Below are 16682 nucleotides of genomic sequence, written 5' to 3' on the forward strand. Positions count from 1 at the left end.
GTGAAAACTGGCGCCGACTGGACCGAAAACTGGCGCCGACTCGGCGTTTCAGTCGGCGTGCAGGGTCTCCGGCGCGCGGGCGTGGTCGGCGAGCATCTGGATGCCGTGACGGAGCCCGCCGACGAGGTCGCCCGAGGAGAAGTACGACTGCATCTGCAGCGTCGTCAGCTCGACCTCCTGGTCGGTGATGTTGCGGCGCACGGTGCCGCCGGTGACGATCTCGAGGACCCGTGAGGCGGGGTCGAGCATGATCAGCACGCTGCGCGAGGGTGCGACCAGGGAGTTGTGCAGCTGCGTGGCGAAGGCGCGGGCGTCCGTGCCCGAGCGACCGACGAAGACGCTGAACTCGAAGCGCGAGGTCTGCTCGGCCGCGCGGATCGCCTCGTCGATCTGGAACCGCTCGGCGCTGTTGAACTCACCAACGGCCACTTGCTCCACCAGCCTTCGACTCGTCGTTGTCCGGTGCGGGCAGCGCGGTGGTGCCCTTGCTCGGGCCGCCGAACCACTGGTCCTCGGTGGCCTGGCCGCCCGGCGTGAACCGCTCGCCCTTGATGACCCCGGGGATCACGACGAGCGCCGTGATGACCAGGAAGAGCAGGATCGGGATGCCGGCCAGGACCAGCACGGCCTCCCACGGGTCGACCGCGGACGGGTTGCTCCAGCCCTCCGGCACGTCCGCGCCGGCCGGGCCGCCGGCGGCGACGACGAGCGCCACCCCCACGAGCAGGACGACGGCGGTACGACGGGCGCGGCGGGCGAGCTTCGTGGTCACGGGGGAATCGTATCGGGTCGGATAGGTCACACGCCCCACGGGGACGGGCCGGTGCGGCTCGTGCGGCGTCGTCCGGTGCGGTAGACATGGGGCCCATGTTGGGCTTCGACGACACGTCCTGCGACACCTCCGATGCACTCTGCAAGACCGTCTTCAGCTGGACCGACAACCAGAAGCTCGCCAACGTCTCCGACATCGTCATCGGCAAGCCGCTGGCGCTCCTCTGGCTGCTGGTCCTCTTCTTCGTCGTCCGGTGGGTGCTCCACCGCCTGATCGACCGGCTCTCCTCGCGGGCCGAGGACGGCGTGCTGCCCGACCGGATGAGCAGGTTCGGGTCCCGCGGCAAGGCCGCCGAGGCCCGCGACCTCGCGACCGCGACCCGGCGGGTCCAGCGCGCGAAGACGATGGGCGACCTCCTCAAGAGCGTCATCACCGGTCTGCTGATCGCCGTCTTCGGGACCATGGCGCTCAGCGAGCTCGGCGTCAACATCGCCCCGATCATCGCGTCCGCCGGCATCATCGGCCTCGCCCTCGGCTTCGGCGCCCAGTCGCTGGTCAAGGACTTCCTGTCCGGCATCTTCATGATCTTCGAGGACCAGTACGGCGTGGGCGACGTCGTCGACGTCGGCGAGGCCAGCGGCACCGTGGAGGCGGTCAGCCTGCGGGTCACCCGACTGCGCGACCTCAACGGCACCGTCTGGTACGTCCCCAACGGCGAGATCCTCCGCGTCGGCAACATGAGCCAGAACTGGTCCCGCGCGGTCGTCGACATCACCGTCGGCTACCAGGAGGACCTCGCCCGCGCCGAGCGCGTGCTGCGCGAGGTCGCCCACGACCTGTGGGACGACGACGAGTACCGCGGGATCATCATCGAGGAGCCCGAGGTCACCGGCGTCGAGATGTTCACCGCCGACGGCGTGACGCTGCGGGTGCTGATCAAGACCGCCCCGATGGAGCAGTGGGGCGTCGCCCGCACCCTGCGGCAGCGGATCAAGGCCCGCCTCGACCACGAGGGCATCGAGATCGCGCTCCCCCAGCGGGTCGTCTGGCACCGCGAGGAGCCGACCCCGGACGCCCCGGAGACGCCGACGGGCTCCTCCCCCGAAGAGGAAGAGCCCGTCAGCGGTGGGTGAGCTCAGGCGAGCGACGCCTCGAGCTTGATCGGTACGGCGGCCAGCGCCTGGCTGACCGGGCACCCGACCTTCGCGGCCTCGGCGGCGGCGACGAAGTCCTCGTTGCTGAGGCCCTCGACGACGGCCTTGACCGTCAGGCGGATCTCGGTGATGCCGGTGCCGGGCACGAAGTCGACGGCGGCGTTGGTGTCCAGCGAGGTCGCCGGCGTGCCGGCCTTGGCGAGGCCGTTCGAGAGCGCCATGGAGAAGCACGACGAGTGGGCGGCCGCGATCAGCTCCTCGGGGCTGGTCTTGCCGTTGGCCTCCTCGGCCCGCGAGGCCCAGGAGACGTCGTACGTGCCGGTGCCGGATGACTCCAGCGTGACCTTGCCGGCGCCCTCGAAGAGGGTGCCTTCCCAGTGCGTGCTGGCGTTGCGGGTCGTAGCCATGTGCGGATCACTCCTCGTGCGTTGCTCGAAAAGATGCGGTGTCCGCGAGTCTGGCACGCCGGTGTCGGACGGTCACCGGGGCCTCGTCACAATGGGACGGTGACGACCTTCTACGACGAGATCGGTGGCTTCGAGACGTTCCGGCGGATCGTCGCGAAGTTCTACGAGGGCGTCGGTGAGGACCCGGTGCTGCGCCCGTTGTACCCCGAGGAGGACCTCGGCCCGGCTGAGGAGCGCTTCCTCCTCTTCCTGGTGCAGTACTGGGGCGGACCCACGACGTACTCCGATACCCGCGGCCACCCGCGCCTGCGGATGCGGCACGCGCCGTTCGCGGTCACGCCGGAGGCCAAGGAGCACTGGCTCAGCCACTTCCGCGCGGGGCTCGACGAGGTCGCCCTGACGCCGGAGCAGGACCAGCAGTTCTGGGACTACGTCACGCACGCCGCGCAGTTCATGGTCAACTCGTTCGAGTGAGCTCGAGCGTGCGCAGCCGGTCCAGGTAGACCTCCGGCGGCACCGTCGACCGCTGGGTCTCCTGGTCGAAGAAGACGATCGTCACCCGGGCGCGGGCGAGCGTGGTGTCGCCGTCGCAGATGACGGACTCGATGGTCGCGGACCGTTGGCCCACGCGGGCGACCCACGACCACGCGTCGTACGGCTCCGGGCGGAAGAGGATCGGCACGCGGTAGTCCACGTCCGTCTGCGCGACGACGAGGGCGGCCTGGTCGAGGCCCTCCCACAGCTGGGCGATGCCCGAGATGCGGGCCTCCTGGAAGTACTCGAAGTACTTGACGTTGTTGACGTGACCGTAGACGTCGACGTCGGAGAACCGCACGTGGACGGGGTAGTGCAGCGTCGCGGCCGGCCGCTCCCGGGGGAACGGCGCCGGGCGGACGACGTCCTCCGGCTCGAGGAAGAGGCCGAGCATCTCGCGCTCCTCGTCGGTGATCCGACGGGGCTGCTCGGTGGTGAAGACGTACGGCGTCAGGACGGTCTTGGCCCGCAGGTAGACCTGGCGCAGGCCGTCGGGGTCCTCGTGGAAGACCTCGTAGGCGACGGTGAACGACGCGGCGCGGACCTGGGTGACCCAGCACTCGATGCTGACGGGCCGGTAGCCGAAGTGGAGGGGGGCGGCGTAGGTCACCTCGTGGCGGACCACGACCGTGCCCTCGGCCAGCTGGCCCGTCCGGGCCGCGGCCGGGCCGTGCGTGCGAAGCATGTCCACGCGGGCCTCTTGGAGGTAGTCCACGTAGACGACGTTGTTGATGTGCCCGAGCAGGTCCATGTCGGCCCACCGCATCGGGCACTCGTAGAGGTGCCGCACTCCCCTGATGCTGCCAGACGCCGGTCGGTCGGGCGGACCGGCGTCCGCGTCAGGGATGGATCAGTGGGTGAGCACGAAGCCGCGGTAGTAGCTGCGGATCGACTCGTGGCGGGCCAGGCGGGCGCGGCGGTTGCTGACGACGAGCTCGCCGACGGTGGCGATCGAGGCGACGGCTGCGATGGCGGCGACGACCAGGAAGGCGATGGCGAGGGCGAAGATCGTGGTGCTGACGATGGTCATTACGACTCCTTCTACGTTTGTAGGATCTCTACTTCTGTAGAATCTACGCTTGTAGAAGCACCGCGGCAAGCCCTCGTTGTAGTGTCTCCAGTCACAGCCCATCGAAGGACTCCATGCCGCACGCCCCGACCGACGCAGCGCCCGACGCAGCGACCGCGACACCGCTCTCGCCGCGCCGCCGCACGCTCCTCGACGCGGCCCTGCACGTCATCGCCGACGAGGGCCTCAAGGGCCTCACCCACCGGGCGGTCGACCGTCGCGCGGGCCTGCCGGAGGGCAGCTGCTCGGCGTACTGGCGCACCCGCAACGCGCTCCAGGCCGCCCTGACGGAGTACGTCGCGGGTGCCCTGCTCACCGACGTCGACGAGCTCACGGCGCGGATCACGCAGTGCGACGGGGACGCCCGCAAGGTGGAGGAGACGCTGGCCCTCTTCCTGCGCTGGCTCGACCAGCGCGAGCTCCTCGTCGCCCGGCTCGAGCTGACCATGGCGGCGACCCGGGACGAGGAGCTCCGCCTGCTCCTGGTCGACCACCGCTCCCGGCTGGTCGACATCGTCGACGGCATCATGACCGCGGCCGGCAAGGAGCACGGGGGCGCGCGCGCGGAGGCGCTGGTGGCGTCGTACGACGGCATCCTGCTGGCCGGGCTGCTCCAGCCGGCCGAGGGCCGACGCGACTTCCTGATCCGCTCGCTCGAGCTGCTGAGCGCCTCCCTCACGGCGCCCGACGGAGAGTGACGTACGCCGCACCGACCGGCACTAGAACACGGTCTACTGTGGCTCTCGCAGCAGCACCGACCCCTTGAAACGGAGTTCCACCATGCCCGAGGCAGTCATCGTTTCCGCAGCCCGCACCCCGATCGGTCGGGCCAACAAGGGGTCCATGACCGAGTTCCGGCCCGATGACCTGACCGCGTTCATCGTGAGGACCGCCCTGGACAAGATCCCGGCGCTGGACCCGAGCACGATCGACGACCACTACCTCGGTTGTGGTCTGCCGGGCGGCGAGTCCGGCAACAACATGGCCCGCGTGGTCAACGTGCTCAACGGTCTCGACGACGTGCCCGGTGCGACCATCACCCGCTACTGCTCCTCCTCGGTCCAGACCACCCGGATGGCCTTCCACGCGATCAAGGCCGGCGAGGGCGACGTCTTCATCTCCTCGGGCGTCGAGACCGTGTCGCGGTTCGCCAAGGGCACCTCCGACCACTGGCCCGACACCCACAACCACGAGTTCGACGAGGCCAAGGCGCGCACCGACAAGACCGCGGAGGGCGGCCAGGGTTGGCACGACCCGCGCGAGGACGGGCAGCTGCCCGACGTCTACATCGCGATGGGCCAGACCGCCGAGAACGTCGCCAAGCTCCGCGGCCTGAGCCGCCAGGAGCTCGACGAGTTCGGCGTGCGCTCGCAGAACCTCGCCGAGAAGGCGATCAACGACGGCTTCTGGGCTCGGGAGATCACGCCCGTCACCACCCCGAGCGGCACGGTCGTCAGCACCGACGACGGTCCCCGCGCCGGCGTGACGTACGACGGGATCAAGGACCTCAAGCCGGTCTTCCGCCCCGACGGCGTGGTCACGGCCGGCAATTGCTGCGCGCTCAACGACGGCGCTGCCGCCGTCATCATCATGTCCGACACGAAGGCCGCTGAGCTGGGCCTGAAGCCGCTGGCGCGCATCGTCTCCACCGGCGTCTCCGGCCTGTCCCCCGAGATCATGGGCCTCGGCCCGGTCGAGGCGACCAAGAACGCCCTCAAGTACGCCGGCATGAGCATCGGCGACATCGACCTGGTCGAGATCAACGAGGCGTTCGCGGCGCAGGTCGTGCCGTCCTACCAGGACCTCGGCATCGACCTGGACCGCCTCAACGTCAACGGCGGCGCGATCGCGGTCGGCCACCCGTTCGGCATGACCGGCGCCCGGCTGCAGAACACGATGCTCAACTCCCTCGACTGGCACGACAAGACCACGGGCCTGATCACCATGTGTGTCGGTGGCGGCCAGGGCATGGCGCTGATCCTCGAGCGGCTCTGACCCTTACACTGCCCGGGTGACGGACTCGGGAGACGGCCAAACGGTGTGGCTGGACGCAGATGAGCAACGTTCGTGGCGCGCGCTCATCATGGGGATGACGCTCCTGCTCGACCGCCTGGACGACGACCTGCGCCGCAGCTGCGACCTCTCGCTCGTCGAGTACGAGATCCTCGTCCGGCTCTCCGAGAGCGAGGGCCGGCGGATGCGGATGGCGCAGCTGGCCGACGCGCTCGCCCACAGCCGCAGCCGGGTGACCCACACGATCACCCGGATGGAGCGCTCCGGCCTGGTGGTCCGGAGCAGCTCCCCCGAAGACGGTCGCGGGGTCATCGCGAGCATGACCGACAAGGGCTACGAGCTGCTGACGCGGATGGCGCCGATGCACGTCGCCGGGGTGCGCGAGCACCTCGTGGACCTGGCCAGCCGCGAGGACTTCGCCGCGGTCGGTCGGGTGATGGACGCCGTCTCGGACAACCTGATCGCCGGCCACCCCGAGATGGAGATCCGCCGGAGCTGAGACGCGTCAGCGGCTCAGTCTCTGGTGAGCCGCCGGTGGGTGACCCGGTGCGGGCGGGCGGCCTCGATGCCGAGACGCTCGACCTTGTTCTCCTCGTACGCGGCGAAGTTGCCCTCGAACCAGAACCACTTCGCGTCGTCCTCGTCGTCGCCCTCCCAGGCGAGGATGTGGGTGGCGACGCGGTCGAGGAACCACCGGTCGTGCGAGGTGACCACGGCGCAGCCCGGGAAGTCGAGGATCGCGTCCTCGAGCGAGGACAGGGTCTCGACGTCCAGGTCGTTGGTCGGCTCGTCGAGCAGCAGCAGGTTGCCGCCCATCTTCAGGGTCAGCGCCAGGTTGAGACGGTTGCGCTCACCACCGGAGAGCACGCCGGCCTTCTTCTGCTGGTCGGGACCCTTGAAGCCGAACGACGCGACGTACGCGCGTGAGTTCATCTCGAAGTTGGCGACCTTGATGAAGTCGAGCCCGTCGGAGACGACCTCCCACACGTTCTTGTTGGGGTCGATGCCGCCGCGGCTCTGGTCGACGTACGACAGCTTCACCGTCGTACCGACCTTGAGCTCCCCCGCGTCGGGCTGCTCGCCGCCGGTGATCATGCGGAAGAGCGTGGTCTTGCCGACGCCGTTGGGGCCGATGACGCCCACGATGCCGGCGCGGGGCAGGCTGAACGACAGGTCGTGCATGAGGGTGCGACCCTCGAAGCCCTTCGTCAGGCCGTTGGCCTCGAGGACGATGTCACCGAGTCGCGGACCGGCCGGGATGTTGATCTCGGAGGTGTCGATCTTGCGCATCCGGTCGGCCTCGGCCGCCATCTCCTCGTAGCGCGCGAGACGCGAGCGGCTCTTGGTCTGCCGGGCCTTGGCGTTGGAGCGGACCCACTCCAGCTCCTTCTCCAGCATCTTGGCGCGCTTGGCGTCCTTCTGCCCCTCGATCTTGAGGCGGTCCCGCTTGGTCTCGAGGTACGTCGAGTAGTTGCCCTCGTAGGGGTGGGTCTGGCCGCGGTCGAGCTCGAGGATCCACTCGGCGACGTTGTCGAGGAAGTACCGGTCGTGGGTGATCGCCAGGACGGCGCCCGGGTAGTCCTTGAGGTGGCCCTCGAGCCACTGCACCGACTCCGCATCGAGGTGGTTGGTGGGCTCGTCGAGCAGCAGCAGGTCGGGCTGCTGGAGCAGCAGCTTGCACAGCGCGACCCGGCGGCGCTCACCACCGGAGAGGTTGTCGACGATCGCGTCCGGCGGCGGGCAGCGCAGGGCGTCCATCGCCTGGTCGAGGCGGCTGTCCAGGTCCCAGACGTTGGCGGCGTCGAGCTCGGTCTGGAGATCGCCGGCCTCGGTCGCGACCTTGTCCTGGTCGGCGTCCGGGTCACCCATCAGCATGTAGAGCTCGTCGAGCCGGGCCATCTTGGCCTTGATCTCGGAGACGGCCTCCTCGACGTTCTCGAGGACCGTCTTGCCCTCGGTCAGCGGGGGCTCCTGCTGGAGCATCCCGACCGTGGCCTCCGGGTCAAGGATCGCGTCGCCGTTATTGGGCTTGTCGAGCCCGGCCATGATCTTGAAGAGCGAGGACTTGCCGGTGCCGTTGGGGCCCACGACACCGATCTTCGCCCCGTGCAGGAACGAGAGAGTCACGTTGTCGAGGACGACCTTGTCGCCGTGGGCCTTGCGCACATTGCGCAGGGTGAACACATATTCCGCCATGATCCGAGCCTAGTTGGCGAACGGGGTTGAGACCTGATCGGGGGCCGTCCGCGTCTGTAGGGTGACGGCCTCCACCGGGGAGTCCGGTGACGCGATGGAGGGCACGTGCGTCGATCCGACCGCACCGACGACGAGTTCGCGGAGTTCGTGGCCGCGCGCTCGGGCCAGCTGTACCGGAGCGCCTACCTGCTCACGACCTCCCCGCATGCCGCGGAGGACCTGGTGCAGACGGCGCTGGCCAAGACGTACGCCGCCTGGTGGCGGGTGCGCGCGACCGACGACCCGGTGGCCTACGTGCACGGCGTGCTCGTGAAGTCGTTCCTCTCGGAACGCCGTCGCAAGAGCTCGCGCGAGCTGCCGGTCCCCGAGACGCCCGACCTGGCCGTCACCGATGCGGACCCGACCGAACGAGCGGCACTGGTGGCGGCGCTCGCCGAACTGGCCCCGCTCGACCGTGCCGTCGTGGTGCTCCGGTTCTGGGAGGACCACAGCGTCAGCCACACCGCGAGCCAGCTCCACCTCACCGAGGCAGCCGTCAAGAACCGCAGCCTCCGGGCCCTGCGCTCGCTGCGCGGGCTCCTCTCCGAAACCTCCTCTCACTCGAACGGAAGCGCACGATGACCGACCTCGACTCCGGCGCCGACCTGCACGACCTGATGGACCGCGCTCTCACCGACCTGCCCACCCCCACCGCCCGCCTGCGGGAAGGCGCGTTGCGCCAGGGCCGACCGCTGCGCCGCCGCCGGCGGGTGGTCACCGGACTCGCGGGCTTCGCCGTCGTGGCCGCCACGGCCGCCGTGCTGGTCCCGATCGTGGGGAGTGACGGTCCGACAACCGGCGGCGTCGCCACGGAGACCCCGCCGACGCCCCAGCCGAAGCAGCCGGACGACTTCGTCGCACACCCCGGCTGGTGGGACATGCCGGTCGGCGAGATGCGCACGCGGCTGCTCGCCCTGCTCCCCAACGACGTGGAGATCTCGTCGTACGCCAAGATCAGCACCGACCACGCTCCGGGTGAGTCCTCGGTCTTGTCCGGCGTCTTCAGGGGCACCCTCCGGGACGCCTCCGGCGACGGGCCCGGCAGCATCGAGATCTTCCTCACCGAGCTGCCCCAGGACCCCACGGCGCTGGCCGACGTCCGCGCCCAGCACCTGAGCTGCGACCTGAGCGACTGGGAACTCGACGACCTGGCGGCCCCGGTGCAGTGCGAGCTCGGCGACCGGCACGACGGCAGCCCTCACCAGCGGACGATCACCTTCACGAACAACGGGATCACCTATACCGAGGTGCGGCGCTGGTCCGGTGCCGGCGAGATCTATGCGGCCACCGCCAACTCGACGCAGCGCAAGTGGGGACCGCCCGCGTCCGCGGCCCGACCGCCGTTGACGCTGTCGGAGCTGACCGCGGTCGTCGACAGCCCGTCCTGGGTCACCGAGTAGGTCACTGGGCAGCTAGGCCGCCTCCTCGGACGCCACCTCCTCGACCATCGGCGCCTGCGTCTCGCGCTGCCTGCGGGTGAATGCGCTCGTGCCGCGGCTGAGGTCGTGGCCGACGTGCAGCGCGTCGATCTCGAAGCTGAGCACCTCGACGTTGTTGCCGTTGACGTAGGTGCGGGTCTCGAGCCGGCCGTGCACCACGACGGGGTCGCCGCGGTGCAGCGAACCCGCGCAGTTCTCCGCCAGGGCCCGCCAGGCGGTCACGCTGTACCACTGCGTCATGCCGTCCGACCACGTGTCGGTCCGGCGGTTGTACTTCCGCGGGGTGCAGGCGAGCCGGAAGCTCGCGACCGGCACGTCGCCGGCCTCGCGCAGTGCGACGTCGCCGCCGAGGTAGCCGCGCACGGTGATGGTGCTGTCGGACATGTCTGTCTCCTTGTCTCGATCCGGTAGGACGAGACGAGACTCCGCGCCGGCACCGACAGCAGGACGGTGTGCCGAGGACGGCTGGGGACAACGCAGTGGGAGGCCGCCCTGTGGACGGAAGGTGGGCCGGAAGGGGTCAGGCCTGAGCGCGGGCCAGGCCGTCGCGCACGGCGGCGTACGCCGCGAGCTCGGCCTCCACGGGCTCGATGACGAGCTCGTGGGTCACCGTGTTCACGCCCTCGCGCAGCCGCTCGTCGGCGCGGGCGGCGCGCGTGCGCGCCGCGCTCCCCACCAGCAGCCGGCAGACGAGCGCGAGCACCAGGCCGCCCACGACCCCACCGACCAGCAGCACGACCGCGAGCGCGACGCCGCCGACCGAGATGGTGTCCGGGTCCGAGAGACGACCGAGGCCGGCCAGCGCAGCGGTCCACCCGAGGCCGACGACGGCCGCCAGCAGCAGGAGCCACTGGAGCACGCGCACGATGCCCACCCAGGCGGGCAGCCGGGCGACCCCGAGGTCGGTGTCGGCGAGCGCCTGGTCGAGGCGGTCGCCGAGCTGGTCGAGCCGAGAGCCAGCGGCTCGGCGTACGGCCGTGACCCAGCCCGGCGTCATGCCGCTCGTCAGCCTGTCCGCGAAGGACCGCACCTCGTCGTCCACCTGCGCGCGCTGCACCTGGGTGGCCTCGGGCAGGGCCGCACGGGTGCGCCCGCTCAGCCGGCGCCCGTCCTCCCCGAGGTCGAGGTCGAGCCGCTTCAGCGGGTCGGACTTGATGCCGGCGAGCAGGCCCAGGACGGGCCAGGTGGTGGCCCGGTTGCCCCGGACCCGGACGGAGCGTTCGAGCGCCTCGACGACGACCGGCACGCCGGCCGCCTCGGCGAAGGCCTCGTCGAGATCGGCCACCTGGGCCGGCTCGACGACGCGCGTCTGCACGTCGCCGTTGGCCTCGGCCAGCTTGTCCGTCACCTCGCGGATGTCGGCGTCGAGCCGCCCTCGCGTCGCCTGCTTCTCGGCCGACCTGCGCGCGATCTCCGCGCGCAGCTCGGGGATCCCGGTGCCGAGCCGGGCGCTGACGGCGAGCACCGGCACCCGGTCGAGGCCGTCCTCGTCGAGCAACCGGCGTACGTCGTCGAGCATCGACTGACGACGCTCCTCCGGCACCGTGTCGATGTGGTTGAGCACCACGAGCATGACGTCCTGCTGCTCCACGTACGGCTTCAGGTAGCGGTCGTGGATCGCGGCGTCGGCGTACTTCTGCGGGTCCACCACCCACACCAGCAGGTCGGCCAGCGACACCAGGCGGTCGACCTCGAGGTGGTGGGCGACCTCGGTGGAGTCGTGGTCGGGCAGGTCCAGGAGCACGACGCCGTCGAGCTCCGCCTGCTGGTCGCTGCGCCCGAGGTCGAGCATGGAGTCACGCGTCGTCTGGTGCCGGGGCGCGATGCCGAGCCACTCGAGGAGCTCTTCTGCTCCCTCGCGTCCCCACACGCAGGCGGTCGCCCACGACGTGGTCGGACGGCGTACGCCGACGGCCGAGAGCTCCAGGCCGGTCAGCGCGTTGAAGGTCGAGGACTTGCCGGACCCGGTCGCCCCGGCGATGCCGACGACGGTGTGGTCGGCGGACAGGCGGAGCCGCCCGGCGGCGCGCTCGACCACCGCGGCGGCAGCGTCGACCAGCCCGTCATCCAGGCGTCCACGGGCGGCCTGGGCAGCGCCGTCGAGGCCGTCGATGCGGGCACCGATCTCGGTACCGCGGGTGACCAACCGGTCAGTCCCCTCGAGCAAGGACGTCATCTTCTCCCTCGACTGCCCGGAGCAGGGCGCGTCTTCGTACAGTGCACCTCCCACCCTAGGGCCTGAGCCGGGCGAGGACGGGATCAGGGCAGGGGTGCGTCGTCGACGCGGCTCTGCTCGTAGCGCCGGTCGTCGACCCGGCGGGCCGCCGCGCGCACCTGACGCCCGACCTCGGCATCGAGCCCGAGACCGTCCAGGATCCCCAGCGCGCGGGCCCGCTCACCGCCCAGCAGCGTGCCGATGCGGCGCCGGAGGTCGGCCCGGCCGCGCGCGACGAGGGTGGCGGTGTGCTCGGCGCCGAAGACCGCGTCGAGCAGGGTGCGGCCGACCTCGGCGCCGCTCTCGGTGTCGTCGGGCGCCGCGTCCGCGAGCACGCACACCGCGAGGGTGACGGCGAGCCCGCGCGCGCCGTACGCCAGGTAGCGAGAGGTACGGCGCTCCGCGTCGTCGGCCTTCACCAGGTCGGTGAGCTGCTGCTGCCAGGCCCGGACCTCGCCCTCGACGCTGCGGCGCAGGCTGCCGGACGCGCGGCCGAGGTCGTCGGCGTCGCCGAGGAGGGGGCCGGCCGTGCCGAGCTCCGCCCACGCGGCGGCGGTGGCGGTGGCGGCGTCCTCCGCGTGGTCGACCACCATCAGCTCGACCGCCGACTCGATCGCCACCGAGACCCGCTCGGCCTGCTGGCCGGAGCCCTTGACGGCGTTGACGAGGCGGTCGCGGATCAGGCCGACGCGCCCCTCGAGCGAGCGCAGCAGCTCGCCGTTGCCCGCGAACTCGCGCCAGCGCACGGCGACCTCACCGCGCAGCAGGGACCCGTCGGTCGCCGCGACCACGGCCCGCTCCCCCGCGTCGGCGTACGCCGTGACGGCCGCCTGCCGGAGCGCGTCCGCGGCTTCGAGCTGCTGGGCGAGGGCGTCGGCGAGACCGTGCGCCTGGCGGGCCAGGGAGCGCACCGTGCCGTCGAGGGTCTGGCGGACGACGGCCGAGCGCGCGCCCGGGTCCTCGGCCAGCGAGACGAGCCAGGCACGCACGTCGGCGACCACGCGCGCATCGAGCAGGCCCTCCTCGGACACGGGCGCCTCGGCGACGGTGAAGAGCGGCGAGTCCTTCAGGCCGCGGCTCGCGAGCATCCGGGCGAGGTGCGCTGCCACGGTGCGTACGGCGTCGGCGGGGGTGCGGTCGAGGACGATCGCGACCGAGGTGGAGCGCTCGGCGGCCACCTTGAGGTGCTGCCACGGGACCTGGTCGGAGTAGCGCGCCGCGGAGGTGACGAACAGCCACAGGTCGGCGGCCGCGAGCAGCTGGGCCGCGAGGAGGCGGTTGCCCTCCTCCACCGAGTCGACGTCGGGGGCGTCCAGCAGGGCCAGGCCCGGCGGGATCGTGTCCGAGGGCACGAGCTGGAGCGAGTGCCGGTCGTCGGTCGCCTCGGTGACCCGGACCAGGTCGGGCAGCAGCCGGTCCTGGCCGAACCACTTCGCGTCGTCGGGGTGGTGGACCAGGACGGCCGACCGGGTCGTCGGGCGGAGCAGGCCGGGAGCGGTCACCCGGCGGCCGACGATCGAGTTGACCAGGGTCGACTTGCCCGAGCCGGTCGAGCCCCCGACCACCGCGAGCAGCGGCGCCTCCACCGTCATCTGACGGGGCAGCACGTAGTCCTCGAGCTGGCTGATCAGCTGCTGCCGGGCCGCACGGAGCTCGACCGCACCCGGGACGTCCAGCGTCAGCGGCGCGGCCCGCAGCGCGTCGTGCAGCTGCACGAGCGCCGTGAGCATCCGCGAGTCGTGGTCGGGAGCGACCGTCATCTTGTCGGAACCACCTGTCCGGGGAACGCGATCGACGGACGGAGCGCGTCGATCCTCTGGAGGAACTGTTGGCCGCGGGCCGCGTAGTCGGGCGGCGGCGTGCCTCGCAGGTAACGGTAGTGGAGGAACCCGAGCTCGATGGTCGCCTGCTGGTAGTCGCGCATGGCGCGTTCGCCGGCGCGGCCCCCGAGCTGGCGGGCGTAGGCACGGCTGCGCCGACGCGCGGAGAGGTCCACGACCCATCCGATGTCGGTCGCCGGGACCAGTCCGCGGGAGGCCGCGTCGGAGAGGGCGGAGGCCAGCATCCGGCGCTCGGAGCGCCGCGACCAGACCGCCAGGCTGACCACCGCGACGAGGGCGGGCGCCATGATCACGCCGTACGCGAGCGCGAAGTGCCCGAAGCCGTACGCCGTCGACGCGTTCCACACGGCGTGGGCGGTCACGGCGCAGGCGTAGCCCGCGAGCGGCCACAGCACGCGACCGAGCCCGCTGCGCGCACTGACCGCGAGTCCGACCCCGATGCCGGTGAACGTCGTGAAGAGCGGGTGCGCGAACGGGCTGATCAGGCAGCGCAGCACGAAGGTCGACGTCACGGCCTCGGTGCCGCCGGGGCCTAGACCGTCGGTGCCGTTGTACGCCGCGGCCAGGTAGAAGATGTTCTCGGTGAACGCGAAGCCGACGCCGACCATCCCGGCGTACACGATGCCGTCGAGGACGCCGTCGAGCTCGGCGCGGCGCCACCACAGGAGCAGCAGCAGGAAGAGCCCCTTGCAGGCCTCCTCCGTCACCGGGGCGACCACCTCGAGCGTCTGGCGCTCCGTGAAGCCCGCGACCACGCCGCCGATGCCCTGCAGCAGGATCGCCGCGGCGGTGGCGACGAAGCCGCCCCACAGCAGGCCGGACGCCAGCAGCATCCGTGGCTCCGGCTCGTAGCGGTCCAGCCACAGGTAGCACGCGACGATCGGGCCGACCGGTACGGCGGCGAGCAGGGTCGCCAGCGCGATGCTGGTGGGGGCGCCGGAGAAGGCGACGATCGCGAGGATGACGAGCGCTCCGACGAGCACCAGGACCGTCACCACGACCGTGAACGCGACCGACGATGCGGCGCTGACGCGGCGGGTTCCGGGCATGGGCGGCAGCCTATCGGGGCTCGCCGGGCAGGCCGGAAACGCGGCGTACAGTGGCCGTGTGAGCGAGAACGAGACCGGCACCGAGCCCAAGATCGAGTCGCACGACCCGGCCGTCCCGGCGGCGTACGCCGCTTTCATGCGCGAGGGCTGGGGCGAGCGGGAGCTCGACCTCCCCGTCGCCCCGGTCGCCGGTCCGGCCGCCCGGCGACGGGCCCGGCTCGCCGAGGCGTTCCCGGGCGAGCGGCTGGTGCTGCCGGCCGGCGGCTTCAAGGTCCGCGCCTACGACACCGACTACCGCTTCCGTCCCGACACCGCCCACACCTACTTCTCCGGCAACCAGACGAGCGACGCCGTCCTGGTCATCGACGACGGCGAGGCCGTCCTCTACGCACGGCCGCGCTCGTCGCGTGACACCGACGAGTTCTTCCGCGACCGGCAGTACGGCGAGCTCTGGGCCGGCCGCCGCCCGTCGCTGAAGGAGATGTCGGACTCGCTCGGCCTGGAGGTCCGCCACCTCGACGACCTCCCGTCCGCCGACGGTGACCGCAAGACCCGCGACCTCACCACCGACCCCGAGCTCGCGCGCGTCGCGTCCGAGCTCCGGCTGATCAAGGACCCGTGGGAGGTCGCGCAGCTGCAGGAGGCGTGCGACATCACCACGCTCGGCTTCGAGGACGTGGTCCGCGAGTGGGACCGCGCGCTGGAGTACGGCGAGCGCTGGGTCGAGGGCACCTTCTTCCGCCGGGCCCGCGCGATGGGCAACGACATCGGCTACGACTCGATCGTCGGCGGCGGCAAGCACGCCACCACGCTGCACTGGATCGACAACACCGGTCCGATCACCCCGGGCGAGCTCGTGCTGCTCGACATGGGCGTCGAGAACACCTCGCTCTACACCGCCGACGTCACCCGCACGCTGCCCGTCGACGGCACCTTCACCGCGCTGCAGCGTGAGCTCTACGACCTCGTGTACGCCGCCCAGCAGGCCGGCATCGAGGCGCTCAAGCCGGGCGAGATCTTCCGGGCGGGCCACAACGCGGCGATGGAGGTGCTCGCCCACGGGCTCGAGGACCTCAAGCTGCTGCCCGTCTCCGCCGAGGAGGCCCTCGACCCGGAGAGCCGCGTCTACGCGCGCTGGACCCTGCACGGCACCAGCCACATGCTCGGCATGGACGTGCACGACTGCGGCCAGGCCGCACCCGAGTCGTACGCCGAGGGCACGCTGGCCGAGGGCATGGTGCTCACGGTCGAGCCCGGCCTGTACTTCCAGGAGGACGACCTCCTGGTGCCGGAGGAGCTGCGCGGCATCGGCATCCGGATCGAGGACGACCTCCTCGTCACGGCCGACGGGTCGACCAACCTCTCGGCCGCGCTGCCCCGCACCTCCACCGAGGTGGAGGAGTGGATGGCCCGCCTGCGCGGTTGAGCGCAGGCGGACCGACCTCGCTCAGGCGCAGCTGGGCCAGGCGCCCCAGCCCTGGCCGTTCTTGATCCGCTCGGCGACGCGGATCTGCTCCCGCTTGGTCGCGCCGTGCGGGTAGCGGGCGAACTTCCGGCCGCCGTACGCGTTCCAGGTGCTCTTGCTGATCTGCAGGCCGCCGAAGTAGCCGTTGCCGGTGTTGATGTGCCAGCGGCCGCCGGACTCGCAGTGGGCGATCCGGTCCCACTTCCGCATGGGCGCCGCGTGGGCGGGACCGTCCATCGCGACGACCGGGACGAGGGTGGCCGCCGTCAGGGCAGCCGTGGACACGAGAGTGCGCATGCGCATGGTTTCTCCTCGACGCCTGCGGAGTTAGCTGTCGGGTTCGGGCGGAGACTGCCCGGCCGCACGTGGCGGCTGCACCCCGAGGGACGTCGTACGACGACCCGGAGACCTGGGTCCCCCGTCCCCGTCCTCGGTGTTCGTGTCACTCGCGACCGGACGGGGCTCGGCGTGGCCTGCGGGTGGCCCCGG

General features: G+C 71.4%; 19 protein-coding genes and 1 riboswitch. Of the genes, 8 read left to right on the forward strand and 11 right to left on the reverse strand.

The genetic code is table 11. The annotated features are described in order from the left end of the window. Positions 1–48: 48 nt before the first annotated feature. Together ABEA34_RS04900 and ABEA34_RS04905 are read right to left on the reverse strand one after the other, a co-directional pair. The gene (locus tag ABEA34_RS04900; protein WP_345519827.1) at positions 49–438 is read right to left on the reverse strand and encodes a DUF5130 family protein; all 390 of its coding nucleotides are present in this window, start codon (positions 436–438) and stop codon (positions 49–51) included. Continuing rightward, positions 416–772, reverse strand: coding sequence for a hypothetical protein (locus ABEA34_RS04905; protein ID WP_345519829.1), 357 nt, complete (start codon positions 770–772; stop codon positions 416–418). The genes ABEA34_RS04900 and ABEA34_RS04905 overlap by 23 nt, the downstream gene beginning before the upstream one ends. A 95-nt stretch (positions 773–867) precedes the next feature. On the opposite strand from ABEA34_RS04905, the gene ABEA34_RS04910 reads away from it, so the two are divergent. Beyond that, positions 868–1905 carry a mechanosensitive ion channel family protein gene (locus tag ABEA34_RS04910; protein WP_345519831.1) on the forward strand — a complete coding sequence of 346 codons (1038 nt, stop codon included), beginning with the start codon at positions 868–870 and terminating at the stop codon, positions 1903–1905. 2 nt (positions 1906–1907) lie between these two features. Here the strand turns inward: ABEA34_RS04910 and ABEA34_RS04915 are convergent, their stop codons facing one another. Next, on the reverse strand, positions 1908–2333 hold the full coding sequence (locus ABEA34_RS04915; protein ID WP_345519833.1) for an OsmC family peroxiredoxin: 426 nt from the start codon (positions 2331–2333) through the stop codon (positions 1908–1910). A 99-nt stretch (positions 2334–2432) separates the two neighbouring features. On the opposite strand from ABEA34_RS04915, the gene ABEA34_RS04920 reads away from it, so the two are divergent. Then, the gene (locus ABEA34_RS04920; RefSeq protein WP_345519835.1) at positions 2433–2807 is read left to right on the forward strand and encodes a globin; all 375 of its coding nucleotides are present in this window, start codon (positions 2433–2435) and stop codon (positions 2805–2807) included. Here ABEA34_RS04920 and ABEA34_RS04925 read toward each other — a convergent pair. Together ABEA34_RS04925 and ABEA34_RS04930 are read right to left on the reverse strand one after the other, a co-directional pair. After that, the gene (locus ABEA34_RS04925) at positions 2791–3657 is read right to left on the reverse strand and encodes an acyl-CoA thioesterase (RefSeq protein WP_345519837.1); all 867 of its coding nucleotides are present in this window, start codon (positions 3655–3657) and stop codon (positions 2791–2793) included. The two genes, ABEA34_RS04920 and ABEA34_RS04925, sit on opposite strands and share 17 nt — an antisense overlap. Positions 3658–3717: 60 nt before the next feature. Beyond that, the gene (locus ABEA34_RS04930) at positions 3718–3897 is read right to left on the reverse strand and encodes a hypothetical protein (protein WP_345519839.1); all 180 of its coding nucleotides are present in this window, start codon (positions 3895–3897) and stop codon (positions 3718–3720) included. Positions 3898–4010: 113 nt separating this feature from the next. Between ABEA34_RS04930 and ABEA34_RS04935 the strand changes: the two genes are divergently transcribed. From ABEA34_RS04935 to ABEA34_RS04945, 3 genes are all read left to right on the forward strand, one after another. Continuing rightward, complete coding sequence (locus ABEA34_RS04935; protein ID WP_345519841.1) at positions 4011–4634, forward strand: TetR/AcrR family transcriptional regulator; 624 nt, start codon at positions 4011–4013, stop codon at positions 4632–4634. A gap of 82 nt (positions 4635–4716) precedes the next feature. Beyond that, positions 4717–5931: an acetyl-CoA C-acetyltransferase gene (locus tag ABEA34_RS04940; protein WP_345519843.1), complete on the forward strand. Its 1215-nt coding sequence runs from the start codon at positions 4717–4719 to the stop codon at positions 5929–5931. Between the two features lie 16 nt (positions 5932–5947). Further along, positions 5948–6448, forward strand: a complete 501-nt coding sequence (locus ABEA34_RS04945; protein WP_345519845.1) for a MarR family winged helix-turn-helix transcriptional regulator — start codon at positions 5948–5950, stop codon at positions 6446–6448. Positions 6449–6462: 14 nt separating this feature from the next. Here ABEA34_RS04945 and ettA read toward each other — a convergent pair whose 3' ends face one another. After that, positions 6463–8145, reverse strand: coding sequence for an energy-dependent translational throttle protein EttA (gene ettA, locus ABEA34_RS04950; protein ID WP_345519847.1), 1683 nt, complete (start codon positions 8143–8145; stop codon positions 6463–6465). 105 nt (positions 8146–8250) lie between these two features. Here ettA and ABEA34_RS04955 point away from each other — a divergent pair, with 105 nt between their 5' ends. Both ABEA34_RS04955 and ABEA34_RS04960 read left to right on the forward strand, forming a co-directional pair. Beyond that, positions 8251–8766: a SigE family RNA polymerase sigma factor gene (locus ABEA34_RS04955; protein ID WP_345519849.1), complete on the forward strand. Its 516-nt coding sequence runs from the start codon at positions 8251–8253 to the stop codon at positions 8764–8766. Next, positions 8763–9584 (forward strand): hypothetical protein, encoded by an 822-nt coding sequence (locus tag ABEA34_RS04960; protein WP_345519851.1) that lies wholly within the window; start codon positions 8763–8765, stop codon positions 9582–9584. Before ABEA34_RS04955 ends, ABEA34_RS04960 begins: the two co-directional genes overlap by 4 nt. Before the next feature lie 12 nt (positions 9585–9596). Here ABEA34_RS04960 and ABEA34_RS04965 read toward each other — a convergent pair whose 3' ends face one another. The 4 genes from ABEA34_RS04965 to ABEA34_RS04980 all read right to left on the reverse strand — a co-directional run bounded on the left by ABEA34_RS04965 (position 9597) and on the right by ABEA34_RS04980 (position 14728). Continuing rightward, a complete protein-coding gene (locus tag ABEA34_RS04965; RefSeq protein ID WP_345519853.1) occupies positions 9597–10007 on the reverse strand; it encodes a single-stranded DNA-binding protein in 411 nt (136 codons plus the stop codon). A 136-nt stretch (positions 10008–10143) separates the two neighbouring features. Beyond that, the gene (locus tag ABEA34_RS04970; RefSeq protein WP_345519855.1) at positions 10144–11799 is read right to left on the reverse strand and encodes a GTPase; all 1656 of its coding nucleotides are present in this window, start codon (positions 11797–11799) and stop codon (positions 10144–10146) included. 83 nt (positions 11800–11882) lie between these two features. After that, complete coding sequence (locus ABEA34_RS04975) at positions 11883–13598, reverse strand: dynamin family protein (protein WP_345519857.1); 1716 nt, start codon at positions 13596–13598, stop codon at positions 11883–11885. Continuing rightward, complete coding sequence (locus tag ABEA34_RS04980; protein WP_345519859.1) at positions 13595–14728, reverse strand: PrsW family intramembrane metalloprotease; 1134 nt, start codon at positions 14726–14728, stop codon at positions 13595–13597. Before ABEA34_RS04980 ends, ABEA34_RS04975 begins: the two co-directional genes overlap by 4 nt. 58 nt (positions 14729–14786) lie before the next feature. Here ABEA34_RS04980 and ABEA34_RS04985 point away from each other — a divergent pair, with 58 nt between their 5' ends. After that, entirely contained in the window at positions 14787–16154 is a 1368-nt protein-coding gene (locus ABEA34_RS04985) for an aminopeptidase P family protein (RefSeq protein WP_345519861.1), read from the forward strand. Between the two features lie 21 nt (positions 16155–16175). On the opposite strand, the gene ABEA34_RS04990 is transcribed toward ABEA34_RS04985, so the two are convergent. Next, the gene (locus ABEA34_RS04990; RefSeq protein ID WP_345519863.1) at positions 16176–16496 is read right to left on the reverse strand and encodes a transglycosylase family protein; all 321 of its coding nucleotides are present in this window, start codon (positions 16494–16496) and stop codon (positions 16176–16178) included. Further along, positions 16495–16639: riboswitch (cyclic di-AMP (ydaO/yuaA leader) on the reverse strand. Its footprint overlaps the gene before it by 2 nt. Positions 16640–16682: the final 43 nt, after the last annotated feature.

The organism is Nocardioides conyzicola (genome assembly GCF_039543825.1).
Lineage (GTDB): Bacteria > Actinomycetota > Actinomycetes > Propionibacteriales > Nocardioidaceae > Nocardioides > Nocardioides conyzicola.